A 21,509-nucleotide genomic window follows, 5' to 3' on the forward strand; every position below is an offset into this window, starting at 1 on the left:
TGCCTGTCTGAAAAGCTTTTCAGACAGGCATTTGTTGAAAGCTTATTGATCAACGCTCCAAATGCAAAAACTGCATGTGCCGTTCGTATTGGTTCAGAATGTCGATAATAATCTGCTCTTTCGTGTAGCCGACGATATCGTAATCTTGGCTGCCTTCGCTCAAAAACACTTCGGCGCGGTAGTATTTTTCCTGTTCGCTCTGCGGTGCGATATTGCCGGCCTGCCCCAGTGCAAACACGGGCTTAATGGCTTCTATCAGACGCACTTCGTAGAGAAAATCCACTTCTTCGCCATGCAGCACTTCCAGCTTGAGCACATGGTTTTCTTCATCTTCCGTCAATTTGCTTTCGATGCCTTTTTCCTGCAATTCGTGCGCCACTTCGAGCATAGCCGGTTGCAGGGTTTTGATCATAAAGCGCTGTGCGGTTTTGGCATTGGGGAAATCCACCAAACGGCTCAGGCGGTTGCGCCAGTTGCGGCCGTCGTCGAGCACCATCGCTTTATCGATCTGGGTGGCTTTGCGTTTATTGCCTTCTTGGCGCAGGCAGATCCACATCGAAATCATGTACACCACCAGAATCAGCGAAAACGGCAACCCCGCCACCACCGACACGGACTGCAGCGAGCTGAAGCCGCCGGCAAACAGCAAACCGAGCGTGATCAAACCTGTGGCCGCCGCCCAGAATAAACGCAGCCAAATCGGTGCGTCGGCACCGGAGGCCAGATTGCGCGAACTCAGATTGGCCAACACCAGCGCACCCGAGTCGGCGGAAGTCACGAAGAAAATCAGCCCGATAATCACCGCCATAAACGACCACAGCGAAGCGAGCGGATAATGCTCAAACAGCGCAAACATGCCCATCGCCGGATTTTCCAACGCGGTTTTGCCCAGCTCGACCGCGCCGTTGTTTACCAGCTCGATTGCGCTGTTGCCGAAAATCGAGAACCACGCAAAGATAAAGCCCAGCGGGATAAACATCACGCCGAACACAAATTCGCGCAAGGTGCGGCCGCGCGAGATGCGGGCGATAAACAGGCCGACAAACGGCGCCCACGCCACCCACCAAGCCCAGAAGAAAATCGTCCAAGCCGATTTCCACTCCGCGCCTTTGTCGCCGGTGTAGGCATACACTTGAAACGTTTTGCCGAGCAGGGTTTGAAAATAATCGCCGATGTTTTCGGTGAGCGCGTTCAGCAGAAATACCGATGAACCCATTACCAACAAAGCAATCAGCAAAAAGGTTGCGCCCAGCATATTGATTTCAGACAGGCGTCGTACACCGCGTTCCACGCCCGACATAGCCGACAAACCGGCGACCACCACCACCGAAACGATAATTACCGCCTGCACAAACTGGCTGCTTGCGATGCCGAACACATGGCTCAAGCCCGCATTGGCCTGCAACACGCCGATGCCCAAACTGGTGGCGATACCCAACAGCGTACACACCACGCCGAAGGTATCCACCGTATTGCCCAGCCAGCCGTCGGTGCGCTTTTGGCCGAACACCGGCACCAGCGCGCTACGCAACGCCAACGGCATGTTTTTGCGGTAGGCAAAATAAGCCAGCGCCATGCCGATTAAGGCGTAAATGCCCCAGCCGTGCAAGCCCCAGTGCAGAAATGTCTGTGCCAAAGCCGCGCGTGCCGCTTCGGGCGTGCCGCCTTCGCCCATGTTGGGCGTGAGATAGTGGGTCAGCGGTTCGGACGCGCCGAAAAACAGCAAATCAATGCCGATACCGGCGGAAAACAGCATGGCCGCCCACGCCAAAAAAGGAAAATCGGGTTTATCCTGATCTTTGCCGAGTTTGATATCGCCGTAGCGCGACATGCCGACAAACAGCGAAAAAATCGAATACGCCGCCACCACCAGCATGTAATACCAGCCGAAATGGTCGGATACCCAGCGCAGCGAACTGCCGAGTACGCTTTCGCCGATTTCGGGAAATAAAACGGTAAATAAAATCAGTGAGATGGAAATAACGGCGGAAGCGAGAAAAACGGTTTTATTGACCGCCAACTTGGGCGTTTCCGCCGCCGCAGGATTGGGTGCACTGTGCATGTGTCCTCCTTTATTATGGTTTTGATGGTTTTCAGACGGCCTTGATAGGCTGAGATGGCTTGAGGCCGTCTGAAAAAATCGTTTTGCCCGCCTGTCTCATGACAAACTGAAACGACACCTCCGTCATACTCGGGCTTGATCCGAATATCTTGGGTTTCAATGAGTTTACGAGATACTCGGGTCAAGCCCGAGTATGACGGTATGGTTAATGGTTGAATCCTTTTCATGATCAAGGCTGATTGTTTATCCATTTGATAAGGCCGTCTGAAAACGCCATTCAGACGGCCTCAGCCAGCCCTACGCCTTGCGCTTCGGCTCGCCGCGAACAGGCGCGCCGTGGGCCACATAATAATCCGCCGTCGATTTCGGCAGCGGCTGGCGGCCGCGGATTTTGTCGGCGATTTTCTCTGCCAACATAATCGTGGTGGCGTTCAGATTGCCCGTGATGATGTTGGGCATAATCGACGCATCCACCACGCGCAAACCGTCGATGCCGTGTACGCGGCCTTCGCCGTCCACCACCGCACCGTTGCCCTCGCCCATCGCGCAGGTGCACGAAGGATGGTAAGCCGTTTCGGCGTGTTGGCGCACATATTCGTCGAGCTGTTCGTCGGTTTGGATGTGTTCAGACGGCGTGATCACCGCGCCGCGATAACGGTCGAGCGCGGGCTGGTTCATGATTTCGCGTGTGATGCGGATAGCGGCGCGGAACTCTTCCCAATCCTGCTCGTGGCTCATGTAGTTGAACAAAATGCTCGGATGATCCGCCGGATTGCGCGACTTCAGCTTGATGCGGCCGCGGCTGGGCGAACGCATCGAGCCGACGTGCGCCTGAAAACTGTGCGACTTGCTGGCATTGCGGCCGTCGTAGCGCACGGCAATCGGCAAGAAATGATATTGGATATTCGGCCATTCAAACTTTTCATGCGAGCGGATAAAGCCACCGCCTTCAAAATGATTGGTCGCACCCAAGCCCGTACCCATCAACAGCCATTCCGCGCCGATGGCAGGCTTGTTCCACCAATTCGTCGCCGGCGCAATCGACACCGGCTCTTTGCACTCATACTGCATGTAAAGCTCGAGATGATCTTGCAGGTTGTTGCCCACGCCCGGCAAATCCAACACCTCGCCCACGCCCGCCTCGCGCAGCCATTCGCCCGGGCCGACGCCGCTGCGTTGCAGAATCTGCGGCGACGCAATCGCACCGGCGCACAACAACACTTCGCGGCGCACTTCGATGCTGTGCGTTTGGTTTTGGTGGGTAAAGCGCACACCGCGCGCGCGTTTGCCGTCGAACAAAATCGTGTCGGTGAGCGCGCCGGTGAGAATCGTGAGCCGCTCGCGGTGTTTCGCCATATCCAGATAACCGCGTGCGGTAGAAGAACGGCGGCCGCGCGGCGTCACAAACCTGTCCATCGGGCCGAAGCCTTCCTGCTGATAACCGTTCAAATCGTCGGTGCGCGGATAGCCCGCATCTACGCCTGCCTGAATCATGGCTTCAAACAGCGGGTTTACATTCGGCTTGGCGGTGGTGACATGAATCGGGCCGCTGCCGCCGTGGTAATCGTTTTCGCCCGCATCACGGTGTTCGGCCTTTTTGAAATAAGGCAGGCAATCGAGATAAGTCCAATCTTCCAAGCCGGGGATTTTCGCCCAATGATCGAAATCCAGCGCATTGCCACGGATATAGCACATGCCGTTAATCAGCGAAGAGCCGCCCAAACCCTTGCCGCGTCCGCAATCCATGCGGCGGTTGTTCATAAACGGCTCGGGGTCGGTTTTGTAGCCCCAGTTATAAGTCAAACCTTGCAACGGCATCGCCAACGCCGCCGGCATCTGCGTGCGGAAATCCAAACGGTAGTCGGGCAGGCCGGCTTCCAGCAGCAGTACGGATACGTTTTCGTCTTCCGTCAGCCGCGCCGCCAGCACATTGCCCGAGCTGCCCGCGCCGATGATGATGTAGTCGTAAGTGGATTTTAGGGTCATGGGTTTCCTTTTGTGTGGTTTTCAGACAGGCATTGCTCGGTACTAAAGATAATGCCTGTCTGAAAAGATGGGTACGGCTGATGATATTTAAACGGAATAGGATTAAGGCAGATGTGGTTCAACACATTGCTTAAGAATGCCGACAAGCTCTTCATCCATATATTGATAATCGTCAGGAATATCCAGTACCAATATCGTTTTGTGCTGTAAAGCGCGGGGAAACATGGCTTGCAGGCGGTTTCTATGTTTGTGTTCCATCACCATGATTTGGTCTGCCCACAAAATATCTTTAATGGAAACGGTGCGTTTGGCATTGGGGCTGGTGCCGGCCGAGCGAACCGAAATGCTTTGTCGGTTGCGGAACACATGTTCTGCGGTGGGGCTGCGCCATTGGTTGCGGCTGCAAACAAACAATATATTCATATTCAAGCTTTCTGCATAAAACTTCAGGCAGCCCTGAGGCTGCCCGAAATCAATCAAACCATTCTGCATCGAATGTTTTGCGGTTGAAAGGATAGATCAAACGCAACTGCTTGGCGCGGCGCATTTTTTCATCGCGGAAATACATCATACTCCAGTTTTTTTCCAAGCAACGCAGCTCAGTGTTGCGCTTGCGGAAAGGTTCGGCTTTTTTATGCGAAGGCTTTTGATTTTGCCAGCGCCTCCAAGCCCGGCTTCGTGTGCGGCAAGGCTCCGTTGAAATTTCCATGAGATTCGTCTCCTAAATCAAACAAAATCGGGTTCAGCAGCCGCGATATTATTTGGCATAAGGCACTTTCTCGAGAAAACAGGGCAGATATAGTTAATCAACACATTTTTAATACAAGGCAGCAAGCCGAAGACAGTACAGGTAGTACGGCAAGGCGCAGCAACGCCGTAGTAAAATTTAAGTTGATTGACTATAATAATGAAATTTCTTTAAGCGCACAAGCTTTAAGCTTAAGCAGTAGATAAAGCAAATGCCTGTCTGAAAACATTTTTCAGACAGGCATGATTATTATGCCGCCGGGAAGCTGCCCATAATCAAATAAACCGTATAAGCAGTATAAGCCGCCAGCAGCACCAAGCCTTTGAAGCGGCCGACTTTGCCGAAGCCGCCTTTGCCCAAGCAAAACACAAACAGCAACACAGTTAATGCCGACATCACCACCACATCACGATTCAGAATTTCCGGCGCCACGTCCATAGGCGAAATCACGGCCGCCAAACCCACCACCGCCAAAGTGTTGAACAAGTTCGACCCCACCACATTGCCCAGCGCAATATCATGCTCGCCCTTGCGCGCCGCCACCACAGAAGAAGCCAGCTCCGGCAGGGAAGTGCCGATGGCCACCACCGTTAAACCGATAACCAAATCACTCACCCCCAGGCTCTGCGCCACCGTAACTGCGCCCCACACCAGCAAGCGCGAGCTCAACACCAACACCAGCAAACCCAAAGCCAGCCAAAACAAGCCCCGTTTTAAAGACATGTGCGTGTTTTCCAACTCAACCGAAATATCTTCAATCAAGTTATCCGCACCTTTCAGATTCTGCATAACCGTGCGCGCCATATAAACCACTAAAATCACCAGCAAAGCCGCACCATTCCACACGCTTAATCTGCCGTCAAGCAGCAGTAGCACCGACAAAGTCGTAATGCCCAGCAAAACAGGCATCTCTTTTCTCACAATCTGCGGCTGCACCACAATCGGGCTGATCAGCGCCGTAATCCCCAAAATCAGCGCAATATTCGCAATATTCGAGCCATAAGCATTGCCCAGCGCAATGCCCGGGCTGCCGTCGAGCGCCGATATCACCGACACCACAATTTCCGGCGCCGACGTGCCGAAGCCCACAATCACCATGCCGATTAACAAAGGCGGCATCCCAAAATGACGCGCCGTGGCCGCCGAACCGTCAATAAAACGGTCTGCGCTCCAAACCAGCAGCACCAAACCGATAATCACCGCTATGATCGCGTAAAGCATTATTTTCCTTAAGTTTTAAAAATGAAAGCCGCGTATTGTAACATTGTTCAACCCTTAAGCGTATGCGGTTTTGTTTTACGCGGCAGAATAGGAAATGGCTGTCTGAAAAAGGTTTCAAACAGGCATTTGCGTAGGTTTGGTTTTAGTATCATCCATGATGTAAACAGCAGTAGGTCGGACTCTTGAATCCGACAAAGGATTTCTCAAATATCGGATACGAGTATCCGACCTACGCTGGCTGAGCGACTGTGGCTTTGCGTTGTTGGTAAGAAATTGCGTCACCAGCAGCACAGTTTCAACGGAACAATGTCGCGGCGGGTGGTCGTGCCGATGTGGCGTTGCAGGTTGAGGTGCAGCAGGATGGGCAGATGATATTTGGGCACGGTGGTTCCGGGTGCCCAGGCTTCGCCTTGCAATCCGCGCAGATCCAGCGCTATCCATTCATGGTGTTCCGGCAGGGAAATGCCGCGTTCGGCAGCATAGCGGCGGATATGCTGCGGGTATTGGCGAGATTGGAGCGGTACGCCTAAGGCGACGAGTTCGGGTGTGGGAGGGGTGTAAATCGTCAGGCGGCGCAGGGTGATGCGGGCGGGGTTGTGGCGGAGGTTTAACTCGATGAGGTTGGCTTGTGCGGGTGCGGTCTGCGGGTTGGGGGAGAGGTCGTAAAGCTGAGCGGTGCCGTGGCGGTTTAGCCATTGGTGCAGATCCGGTGGAACTTTGCTCAAGCGGTAGTCGTATTGCCGCCCGTGCAGAATGAGGCTGCCGTCCGCCTGCGGGCTGATGGCGTGCAGGATTTCCGCTTCTTGGCTGACGTTTTCGTACCAGGTAGCGGTTTGCACGCTGCATGCGCTGAAGATGAACAGGGCAGACAAAGTGAGGATGGCGGTTTTTACCATATTCGGGTATTGGTGCTGTTTGATTGCGGGGCAGAGGCTTTGCTGGGGATGGTGTTCCATGATTATCAATGCGCCTCTTCCCAATTCTCCCCCACGCCCACTTCCGCCACCAACGGCACGCCCAGCATGCCGTCGGCTACGCCTGCCATAATCTCGGGCAGTTTTGCTTTCACTAAATCCAGTTCCGATTCGGGCACTTCCAGCACCAATTCGTCGTGCACTTGCATGATGAGTTTGCTTTGGAGGCCGTCTGAAACGAGCCAGTTGCGGACGGCGATCATGGCGCGTTTGATAAGGTCGGAGGCTGTGCCTTGCATGGGGGCGTTGATGGCGGCGCGTTCGGCGCCGGCGCGGGCGTTGGCGTTTTTGTTGTGGATGTCGGGCAGGTAGAGGCGGCGGCCGAACAGGGTTTCTACATAGCCTTGGGCTGCGGCCTGTTCTTTGGTGCGCTGCATGTAGTCGGCCACGCCGGGGTAGCGGGCGAAGTAGCGGTCGATGAAGTTTTTGGCGGAAAGGTTGTCGATGCCCAGTGATTTGGCGAGGCCGTATTGGCCCATGCCGTAGATGAGGCCGAAGTTGATGGTTTTGGCGTAGCGGCGCTGTTCGCTGCTGACGTTTTCTTGTGCAACGCCGAATACTTCGGCGGCGGTGCGGCGGTGGATGTCTTCGCCGTTTTTAAAGGCTTCGATCAGGGTTTTGTCGCCGCTTAAATGCGCCATGATGCGCAACTCGATTTGGGAATAGTCGGCGGACACAATCACGCTGCCTGCGGGGGCGGTAAAGGCGCGGCGCACGCGGCGGCCTTCTTCGGTGCGGATGGGGATGTTTTGCAGGTTGGGGTTGTTGCTGGCAAGGCGGCCGGTGATGGCGACGGCTTGGGCGTAGGTGGTGTGCACGCGGCCGGTGTGTGGGTTGATCATTTCGGGCAGTTTGTCGGTGTAGGTGGATTTGAGTTTGGCTAGGCCGCGGTTTTGTAAGATGATTTTGGGCAGCGGGTAGTCGAGCGCGAGTTGTTCGAGTACGGCTTCGTTGGTGGAAATGCCGCCGGAGGCGGTTTTTTTCAGCCCTTTGGTGGGAATGCCCATTTTGTCGAACAGGATTTCTTGTAGTTGTTTGGGCGAGTTGAGGTTGAAGGGCTGGCCTGCGGCTGCGTAGGCTTGCTGCTCCAGCGCCAGCAGTTGGGTGCCGATTTCGTGGCTTTGTTGGGCGAGTTCGTTTTTGTCGATGAGTACGCCGTTGCGCTCCATTTCAAACAGCACTTGGGCCACGGGCAGCTCCATGTTTTGATACATTTCAAGCTGTTTTTCGTCCATTTGTGCTTTCAGCCAGCCTTCGATACGCAGGGCGAAATCGGCATCTTGGGCGGCGTATTCGGTGGCTTGTTCGAGGCCGACATCGGCAAACGAAATCTGCTTGGCGCCTTTGCCGCACAGGGATTCGTAGGTGATGGTGGGCAAGCCGAGCCAGCGTTGGGAAAGCTCGTCGAGGCCGTGCCCTAGGTGGCTTTCGATGATGTAGGAAGCGAGCATGGCATCGCCGGCAATGCCGTTCAGGGCAATGCCGTAGTTGGCGAAAATGTGCTGGTCGTATTTGAGGTTTTGGCCGATTTTTTTGAGTTCCGCATTCTCCAAATGGGGTTTCAGACGGCCTAATACGTCTTGCAAATCAAGCTGTTCGGGCGCGGTGGTGGGCGTGTGGCCGAGCGGGATATACACGGCTTCTCCTGCTTTGAAAGCGATGCTGATGCCGACGAGCTGCGCTTCCATCGGGTTGAGGCTGGTGGTTTCGGTGTCGATGCCGATGGTGTCGGCTTGCGACAATTTGCTCAGCAGGGCGGCGAATTGGCTTTCGGTGGTAATGGCTTGATAATCCAGCGTTGCAGGGGCTTGGGCGATGCCGATTTCTTTTTCAGACGGCCTCTCTGCGGCTAATGAGGCCTGTTCGCCGATATGCGCCGCGCCGAATAAATCGCCGTTGCCTTCGTGCATGCGCTCTTCGGCTTCTTTCAGCCAAGTGCGGAAGTTGAGGCGTTTGAACTCCACCGCCAGTTGCGACCATTTCGGCGTGGTGCGGCGCAGGCTTTCGAGGCCGTCGTCCATATCGTTGTGCAAGTCCACATCGGTTTTGATGGTAACGAGTTGGTAAGACAGGGGCAGTTGCGGCAGCGCGGCTTGCAGGTTTTCACCGACTTTGCCTTTGATTTCAGACGCATTGTCCATCACGTTTTGCAGCGTGCCGTATTGATCCAGCCATTTCACGGCGGTTTTGGGGCCGCATTTGTCCACGCCGGGTACGTTGTCCACTTTGTCGCCGATTAAAGTCAGATAATCAATGATTTGGTCGGGGTGCACGCCGAATTTGTTTTTCACGCCGTCGATGTCGAGCTTTTCATTGCTCATGGTGTTGACGAGGGTAACGTGCTCGGACACCAGCTGTGCCATGTCTTTGTCGCCGGTGGAAATCACCACGTTCCAGCCCGCTTCCTCGCCTTGTTTGGCCAACGTGCCGATGACATCGTCGGCTTCCACATCGGGCACAATCAGCACCGGCCAGCCCATCAGCCGCACCATTTCGGGCAGCATTTCGGCCTGCGGGCGCAATTCGTCGGGCATCGGCGGGCGCGTGGCTTTGTAGTCGGGATACATTTTGTGGCGGAAGTTTTCGCCCTTGGCATCAAACACCACCGCGCAATAGTCGTGCACATAATCGGCACGCAGGCGGCGCAGCATGTTGAGCACGCCGTACAACGCGCCGGTGGGCGTGCCGTCGGGCGCGGTAAGCGGCGCCATGGCGTGGAATGCGCGGTAGAGATAGGAAGAGCCGTCAACGAGGAGGAGGGTTTGCTGGGTCATGATGATGCCTGTCTGAAAAATGGATAGATGGTAGGATTATAAGGTATTGGGCTGAGAACTTTGTAACTAATATAAAGTGGCTTTAATAGCATGCCGGCTATCATGAGCAATGAAGCATGCCTGTCTGAAAACGCAGTTGGGTAACCCACATTGTTCGTTTTCAGACAGGCATATGTTAAAAAACCCGCTTGATGCGGGTTTTGCTTTGCTAACTTGCGCCGGCGATTAATTGCCGTTCATCCAATCGTCCAACTCTTTTTCGGCTTGCTCTTTGGTGTAGCCGTAGCGTTCTTGGATTTTACCGGCAAGCTGGTCGCGTTTGCCTTCGGCAACTTTCCAATCGTCATCGGTTAATTTGCCCCATTTTTCTTTGGCTTTGCCGACAAATTGTTCCCATTTACCTTCGATTTGGTCCCAGTTCATATGGATTCCTCTCTAAAAATTTCTAAATTAAAATAACGCGTTGTGCGTAACCAGCAAATGAGGCGGGATGGTCTGTTTTCAAGGAAAAGGCTTTTCCTTTAACATGGATTAAATACAAAATGGATAAAAATCATATTTTTATAGGCATATCTTAATATATTTTTACTGAGAATAAGTAATCGTTAATTATAGATATTTATTGATTTTTAAAAATTATCAGTAAAAGTATGGACTTGCTATAATTTTTAATTGATATTGAATTGCTTAGCAAACAATATTAAATTTATTTTTACATAATTGGTTTGAATGTTTTATTTAAATTATCAAACTTCGTTTGCAATGCCGGTTTTTATCATTTTATGTAATTGGTGTTGGGGGAGCAGTATGTTATTGTGATTGGCATTCCGTTGTTGCTTGAGAAAGCTTTGCGTTTAAGGTGTTGGCGGAATACATAACAATTCATTAAATAAAAAGGAAAGAATATGCTACGTTACTCTGTTATATTTTTTGTGATTGCGATTATTGCTGGTGTGTTGGGTTTTGGTGGCATTGCGGGCAGCGCAGCCGGAATCGCAAAAATCCTATTTATCGGCTTCTTGATTTTGGCCGTGTTGTCGCTGATTTTCGGCCGAAAACGGTAAGTAAACTTTTAAATTAACGATTCAATATGAAACATGCCTGTCTGAAATCGGTTCAGACAGGCATGTTTTTTCAGACAGGCATTACCAGTGGCCCAGTATTTTCCACCAAACGCCGCCGATTAACACGAACACAATAATGTTTACCACGCTCATGATGAAGCCCGCTTTCCACCATTCGTTCAAGGTGGTATAGCCGGAGCCGAAAATCACAGGCGATGTGCCGGTGGCGTAGTGGGTGAGCGTCATCATAATGTTGGAAGCGGCAGCCATTAAGAGGGCAAACAGCATAGGCGGCGCGCCCAATGCAATACCCGCAGCATAGAACGCACCGAACATGGCAGTGATGTGGGCGGTGGTGCTGGCAAACATATAATGCGCATAAAGATATGCCAGCATCAGCAGGGCGGATGCGCCGATCCAGCTTAAGCCCAGATGGGAAATACCGTCTTTCAGCGTGCTGGAAAACCAGGCGATTAAGCCGAGCTTATTGAGGAAGGTGGCCATCATCACCAAAGCGGCAAACCAGGTTACCGTATCCCATGCGCCTTTTTCTTTCAGCACGTCATCCCAAGTAAGCACCCCTGTGAGCAGCAGTAACACCAAGCCGATAAATGCCGTAGCCGTGGCATCTACCGCAAACGCTTTGCCGAAAATCATAGCGGGAACGCCGGCCCAAAGCAGCAGCAACACGGAAAACACGCCCAGCATGATTTTTTCCGCACCGCTCATCGGACCCTGCTTGGCCAATTCTTCTTTGGCAAACTGCGCTGCATTCGGCGTGTTTTTGATTTCGGGCGGAAAGATGAAATAAAGCACCAACGGCATCAACGCAATCGCAGCCAAACCGGGCAGCAGCATGGCTAGCGCCCAAGTGCCCCAAGTCAGGTGGATTTCGGAGTCTGTGGCATCGGCCACCAGATTTACCACCAGCGGGTTGGGCGCAGTGGCGGTGATGAACATGGCCGAGGTAATCGGGTTGCTGTGGTAATTCACCAGCGCCAAATATTTGCCCATGCGGCTTTGCGTGCCTTTTTCCGGGTCGGAATCGTAGCTGCTGGCAATCGCTTTCATAATCGGGTGGATAATGCCGCCGCCGCGTGCCGTGTTGCTCGGCGTAACCGGAGCAATCAGCAGCTCGGAAAATGCCAAACTATATCCGATGCCCAGCGTTTTTTTACCGAACACGGAAATAAACAGATAGCCGATGCGCGCGCCCAAACCGGTTTTCAGAATGCCGCGGGAAATCATAATCGACACGCCGATCAGCCAAATCAGGGGGCTGGCAAAGCTGCTTAATGCGTCTTTCATGGCATTGTCAGGTTTTTCCGCGGTAACGCCGGTTACCGCCACCAGCATAATCGCCAGCATGGCCAGCGCGCCGATGGGCATGGCTTTGCCGATAATTGCCGCGATGATGCCCACAAACATCGCCAGCAGATGCCAGGCTTGCGGCGCAACCCCTGCGGGTACGGGAATCAGAAACCAAATGACCAGGGCGATTGCCAGTGCAACCGCAGCAGGTATCGGCTTAAAACCCAATTTATCCATATCGGACACTCCTTGATGATTATTGTATATAAAATAAGAAACGATTTTAACGCTATTTTGTTGCCGGAAAAATGATATGGCACAAATAAAATAATTCAGTTATCCTCAAACCCCTGTCTGAAAAAATTAACAAAGGAGAAAAAGCATGACAATTCAAACCCGTACCCTAAGCTACACCGATTCGCAAGGCGTCACCCTCAAAAGCCATCTCTGTCTGCCCAAGCAAGCTGTAGACGGCCTTTCCGGCGTGTTGGTAGCGCCGGAATGGTGGGGCTTGAGTGAACACGCCAAACGCAGCGCCGAGCGTTTGGCCGAAGCCGGCTACGCGGCGCTGGCGATCGATTTATACGGCGATGCACTGCTCACCGACAAAGCAGACGTAGCCAACCAAAACATGACTTACCTGCTTGAACACCCTGAAATCCTCAACGAGCGCACCGACCTTGCGCTGACCCAACTGCAAAACCTGCCTGAAGTGGCGCAAATGAATGTGGGCGCCGTCGGCTTCTGCTTCGGCGGCAAAGTGGTGCTCGATATGGCGCGCCGCGGCCTGCCGCTCAAGGCCGTAACCAGTTTCCACGGCATCCTCACGCCCGCCGCGCCCGCGCTCGAAGGCATGGTGAAAGGCGAAATCCTGGTGCAGCACGGCGAGGCCGACACGCTCACCACTATGGACGACGTGGCCGCGTTCCGTAAAGAAATGGATGATGCCAAAGTGGTTTACCATATCGACGTGTTCCCCGGCGTGAAACACGGTTTCACCAATCCGCAAGCCACCGAAAACGGCGAGAAAAACCATGTCGATTTTCTCGACTACAACGCCGAGGCCGCCGAAACCAGCTGGCGCAATATGCTGGGTTTTTTAGAGCGCCATTTATAAACACACCGAGCAATGCCTGTCTGAAAGAATGTTTTCAGACAGGCATTGTTGAATAAAGTATAGTCAATTCACTTAAGCTTAATAACGATACCGTCATACTCGGGCTTGACCCGAATCTTGAGTTCCAGTAACTTTAAGAGATACTCGGGTCAAGCCCGAGTATGACGAACGTACTATTTTTTAAGTTGATTCACTATCACACAAAGGCAGGATTCGGCATGATGCAAAAAACCGTTTTCAATATCGCCAAAATGGACTGCCCCTCGGAAGAGCAGATGATCCGGATGAAATTAGCCGGGTGCCGCAGCATACATGCGTTGGATTTCGACATTCCCGGCCGGCGGCTCACGGTGTATCACGAAGGCGGCCATGAAGCCGTTTTCAAACAGCTCGACAGTCTGAAGTTCGACACCACTCTAATCAGCAGCGAAGCCGTAGACAAAATAGAGCAGGGCGCCGCTGCGCAAGGGCAGGGCGAAGCGGAACGCGCATTGTTGTGGCAAGTGCTGGCGATTAACCTCTTTTTCTTTTTTCTGGAAGCCGTAAGCGGCGTGTTGGCCGGTTCGATGGGTTTGCTGGCCGACAGCTTGGACATGCTCGCCGACAGCGCCGTGTATGCGCTTGCCCTGCTGGCTGTGGGCGGCACCGTGCAGCGCAAGAAAAAAACCGCATTTTCAGCCGGCGTGTTCCAGCTGGTGTTGGCGCTTTGGGGCTTTGCCGAAGTGGTGAAACGCTTTATAGGCTGGGAGCGCGTGCCCGATTTTAAAACCATGATTGCTGTTTCCCTGCTCGCGCTGGCCGGCAATGCGCTGTGCCTTTACCTGCTGCAAAAAAGCAAAAGCCGCGAAGCGCATATGCAGGCCAGCATGATTTTCACGTCGAACGACATTATCGTAAACTTGGGCGTGATAGCCGCCGGCGCGTTCACGCTGTGGACGCATTCCAAATATCCCGATTTGATAGTGGGCACAATTGTATTTGTGTTGGTGGCCTCGGGTGCGTGGAAGATTTTGAAATTGGCGCGTTAGGGTTGGATTGTTGTGATACATAGGCCTGTCTGAAAGAATGTTTTCAGACAGGCATATTAGCCAATATAAGCCGGATGCTCGTTGCCCGTCATACCCGGCTCAAGCCCGGGTATGACGGCATCGTTGTTATGCAAGCGGATTGGCTATAAAACATTTCTACCGGCAATGTATCCCTGCGTCCGTCTCATTCTCGAATCCGACAAATCTCCAGCAATATTTCAGCCTACCGCAAGGCCGGCCATCCGTTATAAAATGCCAAGCCCTTTATCCGCAAACCCAATGCCTGTCTGAAAACCATGCTCGGCACCATCAACCTCACCACCTACATTATCGGCACCATCGCCGTGATTTTATTGCCCGGCCCCAATTCCATGTTTTGCCTTTCCATGGCGGCGCAGCACGGCGTAAAAGCGGCTTACCGCGCCATCGCAGGCATTATTCTGGGCGATTCCCTCCTGATACTCGCCACCGTTTTGGGCGCGGGCACATTATTAAAGCTCTATCCGCCGCTGTTTCACGGCCTCAAGCTGGTGGGCGGGCTGTATCTGGCCTATATCGGCTTCAACTTGCTGCGCGGCGCTGTAAGAAAATGGCAGCTTGCCCCGTCTAAATTTCCAACCGGCTCCGAAGCCGCCGCCGAACCCGCGCCCCACATTTTCAAACGCGCCTTGCTGCTGAGCCTGACCAACCCGAAAGCCATATTGTTTTTCCTCTCGTTTTTCGTGCAGTTCGTCGACCCCGCTTACCCGCACCCCGCGCTTTCGTTTCTCGTGCTGGCGCTGATTTTGCAGGCCACCAGTTTTATTTATCTCAACATGCTGGTGTTTGCCGGACACAATATGACGCGCCTCTTTCGGCGGCACCATAAACTATCCGCCGCCGCCATGGGCGCCGTAGGGCTGATGTTCGCCGCGTTTGCCGTGAGAATGTGGGTGGCCGCGATATAAAGCGGGCACGCGAAATGCCTGTCTGAACACTTCAAATTTAAGGAGCAAACCATGCGCGAATATGAATTTGTTTTGGTCAACGTGTTTGCCGAAACCCACTTCGGCGGCAACCCGCTGGCTGTATTTCCCCAAGCCGAAGGGTTGGACGACAAGACCATGCAGCAGATTGCCCGCCAATTTAATTTAAGTGAAACCGCGTTTGCTTTTCCTTCGGAATCCGCCGCAGCCGACCTGCGGATTTTCACGCCCGCACACGAGCTGCCGCTGGCCGGCCATCCCATCCTCGGCAGCGCATCCGTGTTGCAGCAACGGCAAGGCCTGTCTGAAAACTTTGTGCTCAATACCCGCGCCAAGCCCGTTTACCTGAGCGGCTCAAACAACATGATGACCCTGAAAATCAGCGGCTACACCTGCCGCCCTTCAAGTGCTTCCCGTGTTGAATTGGCCGAAGCCACAGGCATTTGCGAAGCGCAAATCGCCGAGCACGCTTACTGGCTGGATAGCGGTTCGCCGCAGCTTTTGCTGCAAGTTTATACCGCCGCCGCGCTGGCAAACGCCCGCATCGATTACGCCAAACTCAATGCCGTTTGCCGCGCAGATTTGGGGCGCACCATGATTTACCTGTGGCATGAACAAGGCGACACCGTAGAGGCGCGGATGTTTTACGCACAAAACGGCGCCATTTTGGAAGACAGCGGCACCGGCTCCGCCTGCGCCAACCTCGGCGCCTATTACCTTTCGCGCGGCACATTCCCGTTCACACGCAGCGTGCGGCAAGGCGACCAAACCGGCCGCCCCAACCGCCTCAGTTTGCGCGTTGACGAAGCCGGAAATATCTATGTGGGCGGGCGCGTAGTAGAAGTCGGGCGCGGCGTGTTCACGCTGCCGCTTTAGCCGGATCAGTCTGACCCGGTAAGGCTCCAATTAACTTAACAATGCCTGTCTGAAAACAAAACACTTCACAAACATAAGGAAACCACCTCAATGATTACCCTGATTTTTATCCTCTTTTTCGCCATCCGCCTCGTATCCCTTTCCATTTCCATCCGCAACGAAAAGCGCCTGATTGCCGAAGGCGCCAAACAGTTCGGCGAAAAAAATTCCAAGCTGCTCGCCGCCGCCCACATTGCCTACTACTTCGCCGCCCTGGCCGAATCCCATATCCGTGGCGCGCAGTTTGATGCCGTTTCCACCGCCGGCACCGCTGTTACCGCCTTCGCCCTCGCGATGCTGTTTTACGTGATCCGCGAGCTTGGCGAAATCTGGACGCTGAAAATCTACATCCACCCCCGGCACACCCTCAACCGCTCCTGGCTCTTCCGCCATGTGCGCCACCCCAACTACTTTTTAAACATCATTCCCGAACTCATCGGCATCGGCCTGCTCTGCCACGCCTGGGCAACCATGGCCGTAGGCCTGCCCGTTTACTTGGTGATTCTCGCCATCCGCATCCGCCAAGAACACGAAGCCATGCGCCATTTATGGTAAACCGCGTTTAAAAACATTTTTGCGCCAAGCATAATCAAGCGCCGTTAAATATCGTATAATCCCGCCTGGCCGGATAAAAAACCACTCAGGCAGAAAAAAAGAAGCGCATAACATAAGGCTGTCTGAATTTCAGACAGCCTTTTTATTAAGATAAACGCAGCATGGGGTATTCGCGGAAAAGTACAGCCCGATTGAGTTTTCAGACAGGCATTGATTGGTAGGGGTGTACTAACGGCACGCACGCGGTACTTTAACTGGGGAGTGACTTTGCTTAAGATTGCCTAGATGTAGGTCGGATTCTTGAATCCGACAGAATAGGGAAATGTGCTGTAAGGAAAAATAGTTCAGACGGCCTCAAATGGCTTGTCGGATACGAGTATCCGACCTACGGCTGTTTGAAATATTGTAGGTTGTTGCTAAGGAGTTTTTACATTGATTACTCTAAAAAAAGATAGGGAGCTGGTTTATTTAGCAAGATGGTCTGAGTTGGAAGAAATGGCAGGTTTTTCTTCTAGCTTAGACCCAAGCATTACAGAATTACAAGAAATTATTGGTCGATACAAAGGTGAACACGGGACTGTTAAATGTGGTCTTAAAAGCTGTCAGACTCCACATAGTAAGGGGTATATTATTTCAACACAAAGTGGCAATATCACTAATATTGGACATGTTTGTGGTAAAAAATACTTTGGAGTTGATTTTGAAACCATGTCAAATAAATTAGATATGGACTTTGATGATAAAGAAAATAGAGAGTTGATTGATAAGTTTTCAGATACTGATTTACCATCATTACAAGATTGGATAAAAGAAAAACAGAAAATTTCTTCGAGTATTAATAAAGGGTTAAATCCGATTAGATACGGAAGAGCTGGTGAAAAAATTCCTAAAAGTATCCAATCTACTATATTTCATATGCAAAAAAATAAAACTGTTCAACTCACTATTGAAAGGAAGCTAACACAGTCAGAAAGAGAGTTAGCAGAAACATCTAATAACTCCAATAGAAATCAATTTAAGACAGAAATAGTAGGCATTGTTAAAGGGATAGAATGCTTATACCCAGAAAACGATTTAAATATTCTTTTGAAACAACTAAAAGAAGAGATTGAAAATTTTTTAAATCTAAATCCCAGCAATCTAACTCATAAAGAATTAAAGAGATGGGTAAAATGGATACGAGAGACGCCTATCACAAAGCAAAAAATAGAAAATTCCATTTTATACGCTCAATTATTTTTAACTTATGAGAATTTAAACACTTTTTATAAAATTCTAAATGATGAGAAAGATAAAAACATATGGAAATCTTTCCTGACACCGTTCGAAGCCTTATCTAAACTTCAGCATCAATAGTTTTGATTCCTTATAAAGAGACCCACCATGCCCAAACGTACCGACCTAAAATCCATCCTAATCATCGGCGCCGGCCCCATTGTGATCGGCCAGGCCTGCGAGTTTGACTATTCCGGCGCGCAAGCGTGTAAGGCTTTGCGCGAGGAGGGCTATAAAGTCATTCTCGTCAATTCCAACCCCGCCACGATTATGACCGACCCTGAAATGGCCGATGTAACCTATATCGAGCCGATTATGTGGCAGACGGTGGAAAAGATTATCGCCAAAGAGCGCCCCGATGCGGTGCTGCCGACCATGGGCGGCCAAACGGCGCTGAACTGTGCGCTGGATTTGGCGCGCAACGGTGTGCTGGCGAAGTATAACGTCGAGTTAATCGGCGCCACTGAAGACGCGATTGATAAAGCGGAAGACCGCGGTCGTTTTAAAGAAGCGATGGAAAAAATCGGCTTGCATTGCCCGAAATCTTTCGTGTGCCACACCATGAACGAAGCGCTGGCGGCGCAAGAGCAGGTGGGCTTTCCTACGCTGATCCGTCCGTCGTTTACCATGGGCGGTTCGGGCGGCGGCATTGCCTACAATAAAGACGAGTTTTTGGCGATTTGCGAACGCGGTTTCGATGCCTCGCCCACGCATGAGTTGCTGATCGAGCAATCGGTACTCGGCTGGAAAGAGTACGAAATGGAAGTGGTGCGCGATAAAAACGACAACTGCATCATCATCTGTTCGATTGAAAACTTCGACCCGATGGGCGTGCATACCGGCGACTCGATTACGGTTGCGCCCGCGCAAACGCTTACCGACAAAGAATACCAAATCATGCGCAATGCTTCGCTGGCGGTGCTGCGCGAAATCGGCGTGGACACGGGCGGCTCGAATGTTCAGTTTGCCATCAACCCTGAAAACGGCGAGATGATTGTGATTGAGATGAACCCGCGCGTGAGCCGTTCTTCGGCGTTGGCTTCCAAAGCCACGGGCTTTCCGATTGCGAAAGTAGCGGCGAAACTGGCGGTGGGCTTCACGTTGGACGAACTGCGCAACGACATCACCGGCGGCCGCACGCCTGCGTCTTTCGAGCCTTCGATTGACTATGTGGTTACTAAGATTCCGCGTTTTGCGTTTGAGAAATTCCCCGCTGCCGACGACCGCCTGACCACGCAAATGAAATCGGTGGGCGAAGTGATGGCGATGGGCCGCACGATTCAGGAGTCGATGCAGAAAGCTTTGCGCGGTTTGGAAACCGGTTTGTGCGGCTTTAATCCGCGCAGCGACGATAAAAACGTGATCCGCCGCGAGCTGGCCAACCCCGGCCCCGAGCGCATTCTGTATGTGGCCGATGCGTTCCGCGCCGGTTTCAGCAAGGAAGAAATCCACGAAATTTGCGCGATTGATCCGTGGTTCTTGGCGCAGATTGAAGACTTGGTTCAAGAAGAGCAAAAAGTTACAGACGGCCGTCTGAACGATTTGGACTACGCCACCCTGCGCCGCCTGAAACGCAAAGGCTTTTCAGACAAGCGTTTGGCGCAATTGCTGGGCCTGTCTGAAAAAGAAGTACGCGAACACCGCTACGGCCTGAAACTGCATCCCGTGTACAAGCGCGTGGACACTTGCGCGGCGGAGTTCCAATCCGACACCGCTTACCTCTATTCCACTTACGAAGAGGAATGCGAAGCGAGGCCGTCTGAAAAACGCAAAGTGATGATTCTCGGCGGCGGCCCCAACCGCATCGGCCAAGGCATCGAGTTCGACTATTGCTGCGTACACGCCGCGCTGGCGCTGCGCGAATCGGGTTTTGAAACCATTATGGTGAACTGTAACCCCGAAACCGTGTCCACCGACTTCGACACTTCCGACCGCCTCTACTTCGAGCCGCTCACGCTGGAAGACGTGCTGGAAATCGTGCGCACCGAAAACCCGTGGGGCGTGATTGTGCATTACGGCGGCCAAACCCCGCTGAAACTGGCCAACGCGTTGGTGGAAAACGGCGTGAACATCATCGGCACGTCGGCTGATTCGATTGACGCCGCCGAAGACCGTGAACGCTTCCAAAAAGTGCTCAACGACCTCGGCCTGCGCCAGCCGCCCAACCGCACCGCGCGCAACGAAGAAGAAGCGTTGGTGCTGGCAGAAGAAATCGGCTATCCGCTGGTGGTGCGCCCGTCTTATGTGTTGGGCGGCCGCGCCATGCAGGTGGTGCATTCTGCCGAACAGTTGCAGAAATACATGCGCGAAGCCGTGCAGGTTTCCGAAGACAGCCCCGTGCTGCTCGATTTCTTCTTGAACAACGCCATAGAAGTAGACGTAGATTGCGTTTCAGACGGCAAAGACATCGTGATCGGCGGCATCATGCAGCACATTGAGCAGGCCGGCATCCACTCGGGCGACTCCGGCTGTTCGCTGCCGCCATACTCGCTTTCCGAAGAGATTCAAGAAGAAATCCGCCGTCAAACCAAAGCCATGGCTTACGCGCTGAACGTGGTCGGCTTGATGAACGTGCAGTTTGCCGTGCAAGACGGCGTGGTGTTCGTGCTGGAAGTGAACCCGCGCGCTTCGCGTACCGTACCGTTTGTTTCCAAAGCCACTTCCGTGCCGTTGGCCAAAGTGGGCGCGCGCGCGATGGCGGGCATCAGCTTGAAAGAGCAAGGCATTGAAAAAGAAGTGATTCCGGATTTCTACGCCGTGAAAGAAGCCGTGTTCCCGTTCATCAAATTCCCCGGCGTGGACACCATTCTCGGCCCGGAAATGCGTTCTACCGGCGAAGTGATGGGCGTGGGCGAAACCTTCTCCGAAGCCTACCTGAAAGCCCAACTCGGCGCGGGCGAACGCATGCCGGCCGTGGGCAAAGTGTTTATCGCCGTGCGCGACGAAGACAAACCGCTGGTGGTGCAAACCGCGAAAAACTTCCAATCGCTCGGCTACGGCGTGTGCGCCACCCGCGGCACCGCTGCCTACCTGAAAGAACACGGCGTGGGCGTGCAGGTGGTCAACAAAGTGCAGGAAGGCCGCCCGCACATCGTGGACGCGATTAAAAACGGCGAAATCGCGCTGGTGGTCAACACTGTGATCAGCGACCCGCAAGCCGTGGCCGACAGCCACAGCATCCGCCGCAGCGCGCTTACCCAGCGTGTGCCGCAATACACCACCATCGCCGGCGGCGAAGCCATGAGCGAAGGCGTGAAGAGCCTCAACGCCATGGGTGTGTACAGCGTACAGGAACTGCATGGAAGGTTGAAGAAATAAGCAGTTTTGAATAGGAATGCCTGTCTGAAAATATGTTTCAGACAGGCATTTGTTATTGTAGTTATTAAAATTCAGTTTATTTGCTATATGTATCAAATTACGAACCACTCAGCTCGAGCACGAATTTTCTGTTTTTGTCGACCGTCTGTTTTTCCGATGGTCACTAGTAATACAGGCAACAGGTTTTCAGACAGGC

The 21,509-nt window shown here is 52.8% G+C and carries 17 protein-coding genes; 8 read left to right on the forward strand and 9 right to left on the reverse strand.

The annotated features are described in order from the left end of the window. Window positions 1-49 precede the first annotated feature (49 nt). From betT to HMPREF9370_RS02885, 8 genes are all read right to left on the reverse strand, one after another. Window positions 50-2,062, reverse strand: coding sequence for a choline BCCT transporter BetT (betT, locus tag HMPREF9370_RS02850; protein WP_009115789.1), 2,013 nt, complete (start codon window positions 2,060-2,062; stop codon window positions 50-52). Between the two features lie 297 nt (window positions 2,063-2,359). Further along, window positions 2,360-4,048: a choline dehydrogenase gene (gene betA / locus HMPREF9370_RS02855; RefSeq protein ID WP_009115790.1), complete on the reverse strand. Its 1,689-nt coding sequence runs from the start codon at window positions 4,046-4,048 to the stop codon at window positions 2,360-2,362. Window positions 4,049-4,150: 102 nt separating this feature from the next. Continuing rightward, window positions 4,151-4,471: a low molecular weight protein tyrosine phosphatase family protein gene (locus HMPREF9370_RS02860; RefSeq protein ID WP_040667388.1), complete on the reverse strand. Its 321-nt coding sequence runs from the start codon at window positions 4,469-4,471 to the stop codon at window positions 4,151-4,153. Between the two features lie 49 nt (window positions 4,472-4,520). Beyond that, window positions 4,521-4,757, reverse strand: coding sequence for a hypothetical protein (locus tag HMPREF9370_RS02865; protein ID WP_009115793.1), 237 nt, complete (start codon window positions 4,755-4,757; stop codon window positions 4,521-4,523). 288 nt (window positions 4,758-5,045) lie between these two features. Beyond that, window positions 5,046-6,017, reverse strand: a complete 972-nt coding sequence (locus tag HMPREF9370_RS02870) for a calcium/sodium antiporter (protein WP_009115794.1) — start codon at window positions 6,015-6,017, stop codon at window positions 5,046-5,048. A gap of 278 nt (window positions 6,018-6,295) precedes the next feature. Then, complete coding sequence (locus HMPREF9370_RS02875) at window positions 6,296-6,973, reverse strand: hypothetical protein (RefSeq protein ID WP_009115795.1); 678 nt, start codon at window positions 6,971-6,973, stop codon at window positions 6,296-6,298. A 5-nt stretch (window positions 6,974-6,978) separates the two neighbouring features. After that, on the reverse strand, window positions 6,979-9,765 hold the full coding sequence (gene polA, locus HMPREF9370_RS02880; RefSeq protein WP_009115796.1) for a DNA polymerase I: 2,787 nt from the start codon (window positions 9,763-9,765) through the stop codon (window positions 6,979-6,981). Window positions 9,766-9,990: 225 nt separating this feature from the next. After that, complete coding sequence (locus tag HMPREF9370_RS02885; RefSeq protein WP_009115798.1) at window positions 9,991-10,188, reverse strand: CsbD family protein; 198 nt, start codon at window positions 10,186-10,188, stop codon at window positions 9,991-9,993. Window positions 10,189-10,670: 482 nt separating this feature from the next. Here HMPREF9370_RS02885 and HMPREF9370_RS11770 point away from each other — a divergent pair, with 482 nt between their 5' ends. Then, complete coding sequence (locus tag HMPREF9370_RS11770) at window positions 10,671-10,829, forward strand: DUF1328 domain-containing protein (RefSeq protein WP_009115799.1); 159 nt, start codon at window positions 10,671-10,673, stop codon at window positions 10,827-10,829. An 81-nt stretch (window positions 10,830-10,910) separates the two neighbouring features. Here HMPREF9370_RS11770 and HMPREF9370_RS02895 read toward each other — a convergent pair whose 3' ends face one another. Further along, window positions 10,911-12,377, reverse strand: coding sequence for a DASS family sodium-coupled anion symporter (locus HMPREF9370_RS02895; RefSeq protein ID WP_009115800.1), 1,467 nt, complete (start codon window positions 12,375-12,377; stop codon window positions 10,911-10,913). Between the two features lie 145 nt (window positions 12,378-12,522). On the opposite strand from HMPREF9370_RS02895, the gene HMPREF9370_RS02900 reads away from it, so the two are divergent. The 7 genes from HMPREF9370_RS02900 (at window position 12,523) to carB (ending at window position 21,313) form a co-directional block, all read left to right on the forward strand. Further along, complete coding sequence (locus HMPREF9370_RS02900) at window positions 12,523-13,257, forward strand: dienelactone hydrolase family protein (protein WP_009115801.1); 735 nt, start codon at window positions 12,523-12,525, stop codon at window positions 13,255-13,257. Between the two features lie 221 nt (window positions 13,258-13,478). Further along, entirely contained in the window at window positions 13,479-14,285 is an 807-nt protein-coding gene (locus HMPREF9370_RS02905) for a cation efflux transmembrane domain-containing protein (RefSeq protein WP_040667394.1), read from the forward strand. A gap of 296 nt (window positions 14,286-14,581) precedes the next feature. Then, entirely contained in the window at window positions 14,582-15,232 is a 651-nt protein-coding gene (leuE, locus tag HMPREF9370_RS02910; RefSeq protein WP_009115803.1) for a leucine efflux protein LeuE, read from the forward strand. Window positions 15,233-15,283: 51 nt separating this feature from the next. Next, a complete protein-coding gene (locus HMPREF9370_RS02915) occupies window positions 15,284-16,126 on the forward strand; it encodes a PhzF family phenazine biosynthesis protein (RefSeq protein WP_009115804.1) in 843 nt (280 codons plus the stop codon). A gap of 90 nt (window positions 16,127-16,216) precedes the next feature. Further along, the gene (locus tag HMPREF9370_RS02920; RefSeq protein ID WP_009115805.1) at window positions 16,217-16,720 is read left to right on the forward strand and encodes an isoprenylcysteine carboxyl methyltransferase family protein; all 504 of its coding nucleotides are present in this window, start codon (window positions 16,217-16,219) and stop codon (window positions 16,718-16,720) included. Window positions 16,721-17,152: 432 nt separating this feature from the next. Next, complete coding sequence (locus HMPREF9370_RS02925) at window positions 17,153-18,076, forward strand: hypothetical protein (RefSeq protein WP_009115807.1); 924 nt, start codon at window positions 17,153-17,155, stop codon at window positions 18,074-18,076. A gap of 27 nt (window positions 18,077-18,103) precedes the next feature. Continuing rightward, the gene (gene carB / locus HMPREF9370_RS02930) at window positions 18,104-21,313 is read left to right on the forward strand and encodes a carbamoyl-phosphate synthase large subunit (protein ID WP_009115808.1); all 3,210 of its coding nucleotides are present in this window, start codon (window positions 18,104-18,106) and stop codon (window positions 21,311-21,313) included. The last annotated feature ends 196 nt before the right edge of the window (window positions 21,314-21,509 follow it).

Source organism: Neisseria wadsworthii 9715, assembly GCF_000227765.1.
GTDB classification, from domain to species: Bacteria; Pseudomonadota; Gammaproteobacteria; order Burkholderiales; family Neisseriaceae; genus Neisseria; species Neisseria wadsworthii.

Bases quoted from the DNA above. Each gene is read 5' to 3' on its own strand.
- HMPREF9370_RS02900 (WP_009115801.1), top strand. From the start codon at position 12,523: ATGACAATTCAAACCCGTACCCTAAGCTACACCGATTCGCAAGGCGTC.
- carB (WP_009115808.1), top strand. From the start codon at position 18,104: ATGCCCAAACGTACCGACCTAAAATCCATCCTAATCATCGGCGCCGGC.
- HMPREF9370_RS02870 (WP_009115794.1), bottom strand. From the start codon at position 6,017: ATGCTTTACGCGATCATAGCGGTGATTATCGGTTTGGTGCTGCTGGTT.
- betA (WP_009115790.1), bottom strand. From the start codon at position 4,048: ATGACCCTAAAATCCACTTACGACTACATCATCATCGGCGCGGGCAGC.
- polA (WP_009115796.1), bottom strand. From the start codon at position 9,765: ATGACCCAGCAAACCCTCCTCCTCGTTGACGGCTCTTCCTATCTCTAC.
- HMPREF9370_RS02915 (WP_009115804.1), top strand. From the start codon at position 15,284: ATGCGCGAATATGAATTTGTTTTGGTCAACGTGTTTGCCGAAACCCAC.
- HMPREF9370_RS02895 (WP_009115800.1), bottom strand. From the start codon at position 12,377: ATGGATAAATTGGGTTTTAAGCCGATACCTGCTGCGGTTGCACTGGCA.
- HMPREF9370_RS02865 (WP_009115793.1), bottom strand. From the start codon at position 4,757: ATGGAAATTTCAACGGAGCCTTGCCGCACACGAAGCCGGGCTTGGAGG.
- HMPREF9370_RS02920 (WP_009115805.1), top strand. From the start codon at position 16,217: ATGATTACCCTGATTTTTATCCTCTTTTTCGCCATCCGCCTCGTATCC.
- HMPREF9370_RS02875 (WP_009115795.1), bottom strand. From the start codon at position 6,973: ATGGAACACCATCCCCAGCAAAGCCTCTGCCCCGCAATCAAACAGCAC.
- betT (WP_009115789.1), bottom strand. From the start codon at position 2,062: ATGCACAGTGCACCCAATCCTGCGGCGGCGGAAACGCCCAAGTTGGCG.
- HMPREF9370_RS02905 (WP_040667394.1), top strand. From the start codon at position 13,479: ATGCAAAAAACCGTTTTCAATATCGCCAAAATGGACTGCCCCTCGGAA.
- HMPREF9370_RS11770 (WP_009115799.1), top strand. From the start codon at position 10,671: ATGCTACGTTACTCTGTTATATTTTTTGTGATTGCGATTATTGCTGGT.
- HMPREF9370_RS02885 (WP_009115798.1), bottom strand. From the start codon at position 10,188: ATGAACTGGGACCAAATCGAAGGTAAATGGGAACAATTTGTCGGCAAA.
- HMPREF9370_RS02860 (WP_040667388.1), bottom strand. From the start codon at position 4,471: ATGAATATATTGTTTGTTTGCAGCCGCAACCAATGGCGCAGCCCCACC.
- leuE (WP_009115803.1), top strand. From the start codon at position 14,582: ATGCTCGGCACCATCAACCTCACCACCTACATTATCGGCACCATCGCC.